Source organism: Aphanizomenon flos-aquae FACHB-1287, assembly GCF_014698755.1.
Lineage (GTDB): Bacteria > Cyanobacteriota > Cyanobacteriia > Cyanobacteriales > Nostocaceae > Dolichospermum > Dolichospermum flosaquae.
The window spans coordinates 31,753-46,315 of record NZ_JACJTO010000010.1; the positions used below are offsets into that span (position 1 = coordinate 31,753).

Here is a 14,563-nt window from a genome sequence, read left to right on the forward strand (position 1 = left end):
AAGTTATAAACAAACTTCTTCGTATTCTTCTAATATATTAATGGTGTTATTTGCAGACGTTACTGCCCAATGCAGTATATCAAGTTTATGGGCTAAAGTGGCTACAGTAGGAGACGCAAATAAACTTTGCAGAGATAACTCAATAGCGAAAGTATCACGCAACCGAGAAATTACCTGGCCAGCTAAAAGAGAATTACCTCCTAATTCAAAAAAGTTGTCCTCCACACTCAAAAGAGAAATGTTTAAAACTTGTTGCCAAATTTGAGCAATTTTCTGTTCTAATTCGTTGCGGGGTGCTATATAATCGCTTGTTTCCTGACGAATATACTGCCGTATTAATTTGTCTTTGTCAATTGCACCATTTGTAGTCAGGGGCATTTCTAAAAGTTGTACTAATTTACAAGTGCAACTAGTACCAAAACTGTCGTTTATTTGCCAGTTCTGTAATTTTATATCGGTCGAATTAGTAGTAAAATAAGCGGTTAACGTTTGTAAATTTTCAGATGTCATTAACCAACGACGAATATTAAGACTATTACCATCTAAACCGACAAATAACTGTGTTTGATTATGGTGCAAACTGGCAAACATAGAAGCTATAGCTTGAGAACAAGACATAGCAGAAAACCCCTTGGTATTCATGAGATTTTGAATCTCATAACCCTGACTCATACCTGTATCATTCCACATACTCCAAGCAAAACAATAGCTATTTAATGTACTGTGAAATTGTTGATATTGGGAAAAACGATCAATAAAACTATTGGCCGCAGAATAAGCACCTACAGCGGTGCTACCAAAAAAGCCATGTAAAGAAGAAAAATTGATAAAAAAGCTGTTGCTATGATTTTTAATCAATTTGTGTAATGTCCACGTTCCTAACATCTTAGGAGTTAACATAGCTAATAATTTTTCTGGGCTTTCTTCTAATACTAATTGTTCATAAAATATTCCAGCTAAATGAATAATACCATCCAATTTTTTACCCCAATTCGCTTCAGATTTGTCCACTATTGACTGCAAATGTTTTAAATCGCAAATATCAGCAGCTTCATAGGTAATTTCTCCCCCAAGCTGCTCTAGTTCTTGATAAGCTTGTAGACGTTGGGAAATAGGATCTGTTTTTTGTAAATGCAAATCCCAGGTACTTTTTTCTGGTAAGGCAGTTCTACCAATTAATAATAGTCGAGCTTGATAATTCTTCAACAAATATTTAGCAATTTCTACTCCTATACCTCCTAGTCCTCCACTCAATAAATAAGTTCCACCTCGCTGAAAAGGAATTGGCTGTTTAGGTTCATTGAGCAATTCTACTTTTTGCAAGCGAGTCACAAAACGTCCCCCATTTCTATAGCCAACTTCCCGTTCTTTACTAGATATTTGTAGTTCTTGAAGAAGATAATCACCATTTTTTTCAACTTCCTCAAAAGTTAAATCAATGTGACGACAATTTAACCAGGGTAGTTCTTGAGGAATGGTTTTTAACAGTCCCAAAACTGGAGACTTTTCATAAGCTATTAAGTCAGTTGATAAGATAGATTGAACGTAACTAGAAACAAATAGCAACTTAATTTGATGTTGAGAACTCTGAACTTTAGCTAAGGCTTGAACCAGGAATAATAAACTATATATTCCTGGTATTTGGGCTTGTTTAATAGCCTCTAAGCTCGTGACTTCCCCAGTATATTTTTCATAAGTCCATAGGTGGATAATTTGCCCAAGGATAATCTTATTATCTGCTAAAGATTTCAATAATAACTCATAATGTTCTGCTTTTTCGGGAGCTATTTGATAGGATAAATTATTGATTTTTAGGAAATCTTGACCAGATGAAACAGTTATAAATGGCAGATTATATTGAGATAATCTATGAGAGATATATTCTCCTAATCCAGAATTATCAGTAAAGACTAAAGTAGAATTGGTTATGTTCAGAGTATCATGGTTAATTATCGGGCTTTTTTGTTGCCAAATTTGCCGATAAAACCAATCGGGAATAGTGTGAGAATTACCAAACAAGATATCAACTTGTTTAATAATTTTTTGAAATTCACCACTATGAAACCGCTGACTTAGTTGAGAGCGTTGAATCTTACCAATGGCAGTTTTAGGAATAATTTCCTTAGCGACTGGAATTAGATAATCTGGATTAATTCCCACTTGTTTAACTACCTGGGTACGAATCTCTTTCAGGAGATTAAATAAGGCATCATCAACTCTTTCCGTATGAAAGAATATTGCTAATCTATCGGTATTGTTATCATTTAATCGCACAGCACAAGCAGCCGTATAAGAAATTTCTATTCCTTTAACTTCCTCTACAGCAGTTTCGATTTCATGACAATAATAATTGACACCATTAATAATAATAGTTTCCTTAGCTCTGCCAGTAATTACTAAATGTCCATGACTAATAAATCCTAAATCACCAGTATCAAACCAACCAGATTCTAATAATGCTTCTTTATTTGCTGGGAAATTTTTATAATACCCCTTAAAAACCGCATCACCTCGTACTTGCAATTTACCAATAGTTTCTTCTAATAATAATGAGTTTTCCTGGTCTACTATTCTAATAGAAACACCAGGAATTACAGTCCCAAGATCAGTAAAAGTTGTACCCTGATGATTACCAATTTCTAATCTTTTTAGTTGTCCTTTTAACGAGGATTTATCTATAGTGTGAAAAGTTAAAGGATGTTCTATTGTGGGCTGATAATAGGTAATTCCTGAACCCATTTCTGCCATACCAAAAGCGGGACGGAGTGCTGTTTTTGGTAATTTATATTTAGCGTGCAGATGCTCAATAAACTCCATTGTTGCTTTATCAGATACTGCTTCTCCTGCGGTGAGGAAAAATTTAATACATTCTAAATTCCAATTTTGTCTTTGTTCTTGTTTGAGGGCATGATTAATCAGACCATAGGCAAAATTAGGAGACCAACTATGAGTAATACGAAATTTATCAATTAAGTCTAACCAATTGAGAGGACGACTTAAAATATATTCTGTTTGCACATAAACCAGTTGACATCCTATATCAATGCAGCGGATATGCCAATCAGAAATACTACCAATATGGTCAAAAGGTAGCCAATTAAGAATGACATCTGAGGAGTTAAAATTACAAAGTATATTGGCTCCCCTCGCACGAGATATAAGATTTTTATGGGTTAGACCTATACATTTTGGCATTCCTGTACTACCTGATGTTAGGTTGAAAAAGGCTATATCATCAGGTTGACTAGGATGATAATTTAAGTCGGGGGTATTAATTCGTAATTCTTCGATTATACAAATCTTTAACTCTGGATTTAATTCTGGATTTGGCAACCATTGACTGAGAGAATTGAGATTTTTTTGTAAATATTCATTGGTCAGAATAAATGGATTATCTAATAATTGCCAAACATAACAAATTTTATCTACAGCTTGGTTTTTTTCTTCATAGTTTTGGAGAGGGGCAATGATTACGGGAACAAAACCTCCTAGTAAGCATCCCCAAAAAGCTGGGATAATATCAAAGTTTTGGGACAATTGAAAAATTATTTTATCTTGGGGTTTAAGTCCTAACTTTCTCAACCCAGTTAAAATCCTTTGGGCTTGTTGCCATAAATCTTGATAAGATTGTATTTTTTCTGAGCCATCAGATTGAACATAAATAATATTATTACTAATATTATTAGTTGATTTTTGAGCGGTTTTTTCTAGTAATTCCCCTAATGTTTGGGGAGCGTCTTGAGGATAGTCTAAAGGTTCTCCATGACTAATAGCTAGTTTTTTGGGTTCTAGTAATTGTTGATGTTCTCTGTTATTGCTGGATAGGGTTTTTTGTTCATGAGTTTGATAATCTTCAGCGTTAATAACTGAAATTTCTGGTAATAAATCTGTTAAATGCAGGGCAGGAATTTTGTTAATCTGTGGTTCAACTATGACGGCAACATGATCAATTTCTCCCATTGACTCCAGTTGTTTTTCTACATTAGCAATTAAGTGAGAATCAATCACAGCTAATTTCATTAGAGCAACTTCATCTATCTGCCCTGTAGCTGTTAAGGGAATACTAGAAACAGGAACGTAGGTTTTTGGTAATATTGGGAATAAAGATGTTGGTAAATTATTTTGTAGTTGGGATTGAATTTGTTCTGGGGATATGCGTACACTAGAAACGATGTAGGCAATTAATTGAAATTGACCATTTTCGCTTTTTTTGCTGACTACAGCACAGTCTTCAATAAGGATATTTCTTAATAAAGCTGATTCAATAACTGAGATATATTTGCTGATTTCTAGATTATTAATTGGCTGATTCATAGAGTTAATATTATTGATGTTAAACACTGCTAAAAATCTCCTGACAACTGATTTTATTACTTGCTAAAAGGGTGTTTGAAAAGTTATGATTGATGTATCAAATATTTTTGACCCCACCCTAACCCTCCCCTTGTTAATGGGAGGGAATTGGATTTTCTTGTTTCCCCCCTTCATAAGGGGAAAGGGGGGTAAAAATGTGATAAAAATACGGGATACCACTTTTAAAACATCCTCTAATAGCCTGGAGTAGCTTTTAAATGGCACTGTAACCACCATCTACCATTAAAATTGCACCTGTGACGTAAGTAGCAGCGTCGGAAGCGAGAAAAATTACCGGACCAACTAATTCTGTTGGTTCACCTCTTCGCTGCATGGGAATTTTTATTTTTAAATGTGCTTGATCTTGCTCTGGAGGTAAACGAAATTTTTCCGTGCCTTCCATAATATTATTGATATATCCGGGGGCAAAAGCATTCACACGAATCCTATCATTTGCCCATTCTACTGCAAGCGATCGCACTAACTGATTTACACCTCCTTTGGCTGCAGTATAAGCAGCACAACCAGAGATACCAATTACACCAGCTATGGAAGAATTCATAATAATTGATCCACCTGTACCTTGTGCCATCATTTGTTTAGCTGCTAATTGAGAACAATTAAAATACCCCTTTAAATCAACATTCATAATTGCATCCCATTCCTCTTCTTCTAGGGAAATAAAAGGTTTGAGAATATCAATTCCCGCATTGCAAACTAAAATATCTAAACGGTTGTAATAATTAACAGTTTGCTGAATTAAATTTTGGCAATATTGACGTTTAGTAACATCAGTTGTTAATGCTATAGCATCCCCTCCTGCTGCTTGAATAATTTTCGCTGTTGCTTCGGCTTCTATTTGTTTAATATCAGCAATTACTACTTTTACACCCACAGCAGCTAATCCTTGAGCAATTACCTTACCAATTCCTCTAGCAGCACCTGTAATAATAGCAACTTTACCCGTTAAATCAAAAAGATTATGTTCCATTTTTTTTTCTTCATTAATAAATTATTCTTGCTTTTAGCCTTTCCCTCTTTAGTGAGATACAAAATTACCCCTCCCCAACCTTCCCCTTACCAAGGGGAGGGTGCGCGATAGCGCGGGTGGGGTGTATTTCTTGAGCTTGGGAATTGCTATATTCACGCCAATGTAAATAATAAATCATCAAGTTCATCTTGACTCAAATCTACATCAGGAAAGTCCGAAGGAGTATAACCACCATTTTCTAAAGAAGTACAATGTGTAATTAATGTTTTTAACTTCGATATATAATCATTAGCGAGATGAGTAATAGTTTCTCTCCGATAAAGATTTTGACTGTAGACAAAATAAATTTCTAGTTTCCCTTCTACCACCTTGCCTACCACATCTAATATATGACCACGCGCTGCTTTAGGGCTGAAAATTCGTCCTGGATTTTCTGGAGCAAATCCTAATAGAATCGGTTCTGATTGAATCTGGTCAAATTGTCCGAGATAATTAAAAGATATCTCAGCTTGGGGCAGTTTTTCTAATTGTTGGTAAATATCAATATTTTGACACAGATAACGGAGGATACCATAACCAATACCACGATTAGGAATTTTTCGCAATTGTTCTTTAATAGTTTTTAAATTTTCCCCAAGATCAGAAGTTTTCCCTAACTGCAAAAATACAGGATAAATAGTAGTAAACCAACCCACAGTGCGAGATAAAACTACATCATTAAATAGTTCTTCCCGTCCATGACCTTCTAAGTCAATCAGTAGGGAATCAGCACCAGTCCATTGATAAAAGGTTTGCACTAAAGCAGTTAATAAAATATCATTAATTTGTGTATTATAAGCAGCAGGTACATCTTGAAGTAAAATCCGAGTTTCCTCTGTTGTTAAAGCCACAAAAATCTCTTCAGAACTCCCTTCCGTATTCAAGGCTTTTTGGGCTGCTTTCACGACAGGAAAATCTAAAGGTAAAGGTTGAATATGGGCTGGAACTTGAGATAACCAGTAATTTAATTCCTGTGTGATTGCTGGGGAATTGCCATAGTTTTGTTGACGAATTGCCCAGTCTTGAAATGATGTAGTTTTGGCAGGTAATTTGATAGATTTTCCTTGTTCTAGTTGACAATAGGCTGTTACTAAATCATCTAATAATATTCTCCATGATACACCATCAACAACCAGATGTTGAATAATTAAAAGTAAACGACTGGATTTTTCTTGACCTAAATTAAATAACACCACTCGCAACATTGGACCTGTTGCCAAATTTAATGTTCCTTGTAATTTATTAGCTTTAAATTCAATCGCTGCTGACTGTTCTGTACTTGGTATATCAGAAAAATCAATTACTTCAAAAGGCACTAATTGATCATGATCACTGTTGATATTACTATTTATTTGTTGCCATTGGGAATCAACTTTAATAAATCGCATCCGTAGGGCATCATGATGAATAATTAACTGTCCAATGGACTGTACTAATAATTCTGGCTTAATCTCTGCTGGTACTTGCAACATCATTGCCTGATTAAAATAGTGAGGTTCACACCAATCCTCCACAAAAAACCATTTTTGAATCGGTGTTAGGGGAACTTCTCCTATTACTAAACCTTGTGCGACTACAACAGCATTAGTATGACTGGCCACAGTAGCTAATTGGGCAATAGTTTGATATTGAAATAGTTGTTTTGTAGTGATTTGGACACCTTTTTGATTAGCACGGGCAATAATTTGGATACTCAGAATTGAGTCTCCACCTAACTCAAAGAAATTATCCTCAATGCCGATTTTTTCTAACCGTAAAACTTCCTGCCAAATATTAGTTAAAACTGCTTCCGTAGGAGTGCGGGGGGCAATAAACATTTCTGATTCGTTAACTGTTGATGGAATTGGTAATTGTTTACGATCTATTTTGCCATTAGGTGTTTTAGGTAAAGCATCCAGAAATACAAAAACAGCAGGGATCATGTAATCTGGTAACTTTTGTTTGAGAAAATTCTGTAAATCAGAGCGATTTAAGGAAGGTTCATTAGTAACTATATAAGCAACTAATTGTTTAATATTTGGGTTATCTTCTCGAACTACAACTGTTGCTGCTGTAATTTGTGAATGAGCAGTAAGAACTGTCTCAATTTCTCCTAATTCTATACGGAAACCACGAATTTTTACTTGATCATCTATTCTTCCTAGATATTCTATATAACCATCAGGTAAATAGCGGACTAAATCACCAGTTTTATATAAACGAACGGATGGAGAATCATCAAAACAATGGGAAATAAATTTTGCAGATGTTAATTCTGGATTATGCAAATATCCTCTAGCTAAACCAGTACCACCAATATGTAATTCTCCAGCTATACCAATAGGAACAGGTTGTAATTTAGCATCTAAAATATATGTTTTGGCGTTAGGAATTACTCGACCTATAGACTGTTGTTCGCGCTCATCTTCCACTTGAGATACATTACAGAAAGTTGTAACTACTGTGGCTTCTGTGGGTCCATAGCCATTGATTAAAATTGGTAAACTGGGACAAGAGGACAATTTTTCTTGTAAATAGTTTTGCCAAAGTTTTAATTTATCTGGTAATAATCTTTCCCCACCAATATTGATGACTCTGATGGTTTCAGGCAAAATTCCATCTGTAGCTACCAATTCCGATACCAATTGTTGCCAGTAAGCTGTAGGTAAAAATAAACCCGTGATTTGCCATTGACGGCATTTTTGCAATAATATGGAAAAGGAATTTAACATTTCTGCGGTGCGTAATACTAAAGTTGCACCGGAAGCTAATGCAGAAAATATTTCTTCTAAAGCAGCATCAAAATTAATGGATGCAAACTGGAGTATTTTATCATTATCGGTAATTTCATGTTCTTGAATTGCAGTGTGAATGAAATTCACTAAAGACCTATGTTCAACAGCTACTCCTTTGGGTTTACCAGTTGAACCAGAAGTATAAATTACATAAGCTAAATTCTCAGGCTTTACCTCACTAACTGGGTTGTCTTGACTTTGAACAGAAACCGTATTTTCTAAATGGTCTAAATAAATAATTTTAGTGCTACTATCAACTGTTAAAGATGTCAGGTACTCCTTAGTTAGTATTACCTTAACTTGAGAATGATCAATCATGTAGGATAAACGTTCAAGGGGGTAATCAGGATCAAGGGGAAGATATGCAGATCCAGCTTTAATAATTGCCAGCAAACTAATAATTAATTCAGATGATCTTTCTAAACAAATCCCTACTAAATCATCTGGTTTGACACCCAAATTTTGTAAATAATGTGCCAGTTGATTAGCTTGAGAATTTAACTGTTGATAGGTAAATTGTTGATTTTCATAAACCAGTGCAATGTTGTCAGGATAAAGTTTAACTTGTTCTTCAAATAATTGATGAATACATTTATCTTTGGTGTAATCTTTGTCTGTTTGATTAAAGGTAATTAATATTTGTTCTTTTTCTGCTGCTGTCAACAAGGGTAATTTGTTAATATATTCATCGGGATTATTCACAATAGCTGATAATAAAGTCTGTAAATGATTTGTCATTCTGATCATTGTATCTGCTGTAAATAAATCCGTACTATATTCCCATTGACCAATAATTTCTGTCTTGGTTTCAAACATAGCTAAACTTAAATCAAAGGGAGATATTCCCCGTTCCACCATCTGGGGAGTGATGATTAAATCAGGTAACTCTATGGTATCTAAAGATATGTTTTCCAAAGCAAACATAACCTGAAAAATTGGGTTATAACTGAGAGAACGTTCTGGATTTAATTCTTCCACAACCTGCTCAAAGGATACATCTTGATGATCATTAGCGGTTAAACTTGTTTGTCGTATTTGTGCTACTAATTCGGAAAACTGGCAGTTATTTTCAATTTGATTACGGATAACTATTGTATTTACAAAAAAACCAATTAATGTTTCTACTGCTACTTGTTTGCGGTTAGCAATTGGACAACCCACACTAATATCATTCTGACCAGTATAACGATAAAGTAAAACTACAAAAGCTGTCAGTAAAGTATGAAAGGAAGTTACCCCTAATTTTTGACTTAAATTCCTTAATTGTTGAGTTAAATCACCATCAATTTTAAATTCATGAGTTGCACCAGCAAAACTTTGAATAGCTGGACGGGGTTTATCTGTTGGCAATTCTAATAACGGTGGTTTAGCAGCTAATTGTTGTTGCCAATATTTTAGTTGTTTTTGTAATATTTCTCCTGTAATATTTTCCTGTTGCCATACCACAAAGTCACCATATTGTATATTTAATTCTGGCAAAGATATAGGAGAACCACTAGCAAAACTCTGATAAAGATGACATAATTCCTTAATAAAAATACCCATTGACCAACCATCAACAATGATGTGGTGGATAATAATTAGGAGAATGTACTCATCTGCACCTGTAAGCAATAGTTTAAATTGCCATAAATTACCATTTTCTAAGTTAAAAGATTGACGAACTTCGCGGGTAATATAAGATGATATTTCTGTTTCTAAATAAGTTTGTAAATCTATAATTGGCAGATGAAAAGTAAAATGAGAATTGATTTTTTGAGAAGGATTCCCGTCAATAGCAGGAAAAGCAGTTCTTAAACTTTCATGACGACGAATAATTTCTTGAATACTTTGTTCTAAAATCGTGATCTTTAGCTGACCTTTAATTTTCAATTGTAAAGATTCATTATAAGCCGTATTATCTTGATCTAATTGATGTATAAACCACATTGAGCTTTGGTTATAAGACAGGGGTAACATACCCGTTCTATCTACAGAAGCTATGGGTACAAAAACATCTTGAGTGGAAGTTTTAGCCTCTTGGAGAACAGCAATAATTTCCGGTTTGCGTTGCACTATTTCCGCTTTTAAAGATGGTGTAATTACTCCTTTGGGAGCTTTAATTTTCAGTTCTTCTCCTTCTAGGGAAATTGTGATCTCTAAACTTCTTAACTGCGATAAAAAATTAATTGTATTCATGGTATTTTCTCTTAGTATTCTTTCTTTGTATTTTGATGAAATTGATGTATTTTTTAACCTACTGCTGTGTTAACATTGCCTGTAATTCTTCTGGGGAAAGTTGGGCAATTTCTTGAATAGTCTTAGCAATCTCATTGATAATGTCCTCTCCACCAGCTAATTCTCCTAGCACAGTAGCTAATTCTTTGACACTGGGAGAAGTAAACAAATGACGAATAGTAATATCCAATTCTAATGTTTGACGAATTTTCCCAATTAATTGTATGGCTTTGAGTGAATGTCCTCCTAATTGGAAAAAGTTATCATCAATTCCTACTTGTTTAACTCCTAATACTTCAGCCCAAATTTCTGCTAGTATTTCTTGAATTGGGGTTTGTGGTGCAATATAGATTTGATTTAATTCTGGTCGCTCATTCGTGGGAATTGGTAAAACTTTACGGTTAACTTTACCATTAGGATTCAAGGGGAAAGAATCCATTTGCACAAATACAGAAGGAATCATATAATCTGGCAATTGAGCAGCCAGATATTTTCTCAGTTCAGAAGCATTAACAGTTTCATTAATTACCGGGATAAAGTAAGCGACGAGAAATTTTTCCTTAGCATTTTCACCATGGGTAGTTGTTACTGCTTGACTAATGCGAGGATACTTGCTTAAAATTGCTTCGACTTCACATAAATCAATTTGATAACCGCGAATTTTGACGAGATCATCTATTCTTCCTAAAAACTCAATATTACCATCTGGTAAATATCTTGCTAAATCTCCAGTTTTATACAGACGATGATAAGGTGATTTATCAAAAGGATTAGGAATGAATTTCTCTTTTGTTAATTCTGGACGCTGAAAATATTCTCGCGCTAAACCATAACCACTAACATATAATTCTCCCACAATTCCCACTGGTACAGCTTGGAAATGTTTGTCTAAAATATAAACTTTGACATTTACAGCCGCTTTACCAATGGGTGCATAAACAGGCCATTGTTCTGGATTTTCGCTAAAGGCATAGGTCGTCACTAAATCGGCTTCTGTTGGTCCGTATAAGTTATATAAACGGCAATTTTTCAGTTGTTTAAATAAATCAATCATTGGTTGAGTAATTTGTAATTGCTCACCCGCAGCACAGATTTCTCGTAAATTGCTAAATAGTTCTATTTGTTGTCCGTAAAATTCTGCTAATTGCTGTAATAGACTAACGGGAAGAATCACTTTTTGAATGGGATTATTTGCCAATAATTCCATTAATTTTCCTAAATCTAAACGGGTATTTTCGGGAATTAGATAAAGAGTTCCACCAGTACCCCAAGCAGCAACAATTTCGTGGTAACTAACATCAAAACTCAAAGGTGCAAATTGTAAAACGCCGACACCAGAAGCCATTTTCACTAAGTGATGTGCTATTAAGTTGGTCAGAGAATAATGGGGAACAGAAATTCCTTTAGGTTTACCTGTAGAACCGGAACTGTAAACTATATAAGCTAGGTTTTCAGATGTAATTTGAGTGATTGGGTTGGTTTTCTCCTCTAAATTAATTTGTGTCCATTCCTGATCTAAAATTAACCGATAATGAGGGAAATCACATTGAAGTAAGGCTTGTAAATTGGTTTGCGTGATCAGCACAGGTACTTGAGTATCTGCTAAAATTAACCCCAATCTTTCTGGAGAATAATTAGAATCTAGAGGTACACAAACACCACCAGCTTTGAGAATTGCTAGAATAGCGATCGCTACTTCTAAACCTCTCTCTAAACACAACCCTACAGGTATATCTGCACCCACTCCTAATTTTTGCAAATAGTGAGCTAATTGATTAGCGCGGTTATTTAATTCCCGATAAGTTAATTTTTGATCAGCAAAAACCAAAGCTACAGCATCAGGTGTTGTTTCTGACCATTTTGTAACTAATTCATGAATATTTTCTTGGAGCAGATTTTCCGCTTCTGTTTGATTACTATCTACCAAAAGAAATTTTTCTTCCTGGGGAGTTAATAGAGGTAATTTGCCTGGTAGACTTTGAGGATTAGCCACAATTCCTAGTAACAGAGTTTGCAAATGACCTGCCATTCTCTCAATTGTCCCATGATCAAAGCGATCGCCAGCATAAATTAAATTTAATTTTAATTCTTTCTCTGGTGTCACTACCAAAGTTAGCGGATAATCAGCGTGTCCAGTATTTTTAGTCTTGGTTATTTGTAAGTCATGATCTGCTTCCCCAAGCTCTTGACCCAGGGGTAAATTATTAAAGACTACAAAACTCTCAAATAAAGATTGACCTCGTGGTATATCACTCCAACCTTGAATTTCCACCAATGGAGCATGGCCATATTCTTCTCGTTCAATTTGCTCTTGTCGCAACTGTTTTAACCAAGGTAAAATTCCCATATCTTCAGGAATTTTCACCCGCACAGGTAAAGTATTCACAAACAACCCAACCATTGATTCTACACCAGATAAAGCCGGAGGACGACCAGAAATGGTAGCACCAAAAACTACATCAGCTTCACCACTATAACGACTTAAAAGTATTCCCCAAGCTGCTTGTATCAGTGTAAATAATGTTAAATAATTTTCTTGAGCCAGGTTTTTTAAACTAGCCGTCTCTTCTGCTGAAAAGGAAAAATACTTATGATTATATTCTCGACTAATATCTTTTTTACGGTGAAGATTATCAACTTGTAAAGGTGTAGTTGCAGTAAAACCTTGCAAATTTTTACGCCAATAAATTTCCGCTTGTTTAATATCTTGCTGTTGTAACCAACCAATATAATCTCGATAAGGACGGGTAGGTGATAAATATAAAGTTTCTCCTTTATTTATAGCTATATAAAACTGCCAAACCTCTGCCATGATCACTGACAAACTCCAGCCATCAGCTAAAATGTGATGGGAACTCCACATTAATTCATAACTCTTATTTCCCATAGAAATCAGAGTAAATCGCGTCAAAGGAGCTTTATCCAGGGCAAAATATTCATCCTGATCAGATTGACAAAAAGTATCTAATTGCTCTTGTTGTACATCTGATGATAGAGAACTCCAATCTAAATTAACCCAAGGAACATTAACTTGTTTCTGGACTATCTGTAAAGGTTGTTTGGGGTTTTTCCATACAAACACAGTCCGTAAAGCCGGATGACGTTCTACTACTTTACACCAAGCTTTTTCAAGGGACAATATATCTAAATTACCCTGCAAACTAATTTGAACTTGCGCTAAATAAGCCTTTGATTCTGGGTTATAAAGACTATGAAATAACATCCCCTGCTGCATTGATGATAAGGGATAAATAGCTTCAATGTTTTTATTGGTTTTATTGCCAAAACTTTGCATAGTTACCATTGGTTATTAATCTCCACAAATACAAATCAATCTACAAACTTAATCACTGAATTACTTAATTAAAAGGCTGAAACAGATAATCCCCCGTCTATAGGAATCGTTATTCCAGTGATATAACTAGAACATTCTGAGGCTAAAAAGACTACTAAATTAGCTACTTCATCAGACAAACCTAAACGACCAGCAGGAATTTTACCAGCAATTCGAGATTTAATTACATCAACTGATTGATTTTCCTCCTGGGCTGCAATTTCTAAATACTGGCGATGTCTGGGTGTGTCAATTAAACCAGGATTAACTGTAGTAATCAAAACATTAAATTTCGCTGTTTGGGTAGAAACAGATTTAGTAAAATTCATTAAAGCTGCATTAGCCACACCTGATTTAATTAACCGGGGTGAAGGTTCTTTTCCTGATGTACCCACAATATTAATAATCCTACCCCATTGGTGATTTTTCATCCCTGGTAACACTAAATTGGTCATGCGAATATAACCCATTAATTTAGCTTCAAATACTAGCCGCCAGTCATCATCTGATAATGTTTCTACTGCGTCACTAGCAAATGATGCTCCTTCAGAATTATTAATTAAAATATCAATTTTTCCGAATTTATCTAAAGCAGTATTTACTAAATTCTCAGAATCACTAGCTTTATGAACATCAGCAGATAAAGCAAGTATTTCTAAATTTTCTTTTTCTCGACTTAGTAGCTTTTCAATCTGTTGAATTTTCTCAAAATTGCGTCCACAAATAATTAGTTTACATCCTTCCTGTGCTAAGATTTGGGCAACTGCAAGACCAATTCCAGCACTAGATCCTGTAATTAAAGCCACTTTTCCTGTTAATCCTAAATCCATCAAAAATATACCTCTAGTAATAACT

Annotated in this window: 5 protein-coding genes; all 5 read right to left on the reverse strand. The window is 34.8% G+C overall.

Going from position 1 to position 14,563, the window contains the following annotated elements; genetic code table 11:
• Window positions 1-3: 3 nt before the first annotated feature.
• The 5 genes from H6G44_RS07050 to H6G44_RS07070 all read right to left on the reverse strand — a co-directional run bounded on the left by H6G44_RS07050 (window position 4) and on the right by H6G44_RS07070 (window position 14,538).
• On the reverse strand, window positions 4-4,314 hold the full coding sequence (locus H6G44_RS07050; protein ID WP_190484283.1) for an SDR family NAD(P)-dependent oxidoreductase: 4,311 nt from the start codon (window positions 4,312-4,314) through the stop codon (window positions 4-6).
• A 253-nt stretch (window positions 4,315-4,567) separates the two neighbouring features.
• The gene (locus tag H6G44_RS07055; protein WP_190385605.1) at window positions 4,568-5,344 is read right to left on the reverse strand and encodes an SDR family NAD(P)-dependent oxidoreductase; all 777 of its coding nucleotides are present in this window, start codon (window positions 5,342-5,344) and stop codon (window positions 4,568-4,570) included.
• A gap of 152 nt (window positions 5,345-5,496) precedes the next feature.
• Window positions 5,497-10,335, reverse strand: coding sequence for a non-ribosomal peptide synthetase (locus H6G44_RS07060; RefSeq protein ID WP_190385606.1), 4,839 nt, complete (start codon window positions 10,333-10,335; stop codon window positions 5,497-5,499).
• 58 nt (window positions 10,336-10,393) lie between these two features.
• Window positions 10,394-13,678: an amino acid adenylation domain-containing protein gene (locus tag H6G44_RS07065; protein ID WP_242031660.1), complete on the reverse strand. Its 3,285-nt coding sequence runs from the start codon at window positions 13,676-13,678 to the stop codon at window positions 10,394-10,396.
• Between the two features lie 59 nt (window positions 13,679-13,737).
• Window positions 13,738-14,538 (reverse strand): SDR family oxidoreductase, encoded by an 801-nt coding sequence (locus H6G44_RS07070; protein WP_190385607.1) that lies wholly within the window; start codon window positions 14,536-14,538, stop codon window positions 13,738-13,740.
• Between the last annotated feature and the right edge of the window lie 25 nt (window positions 14,539-14,563).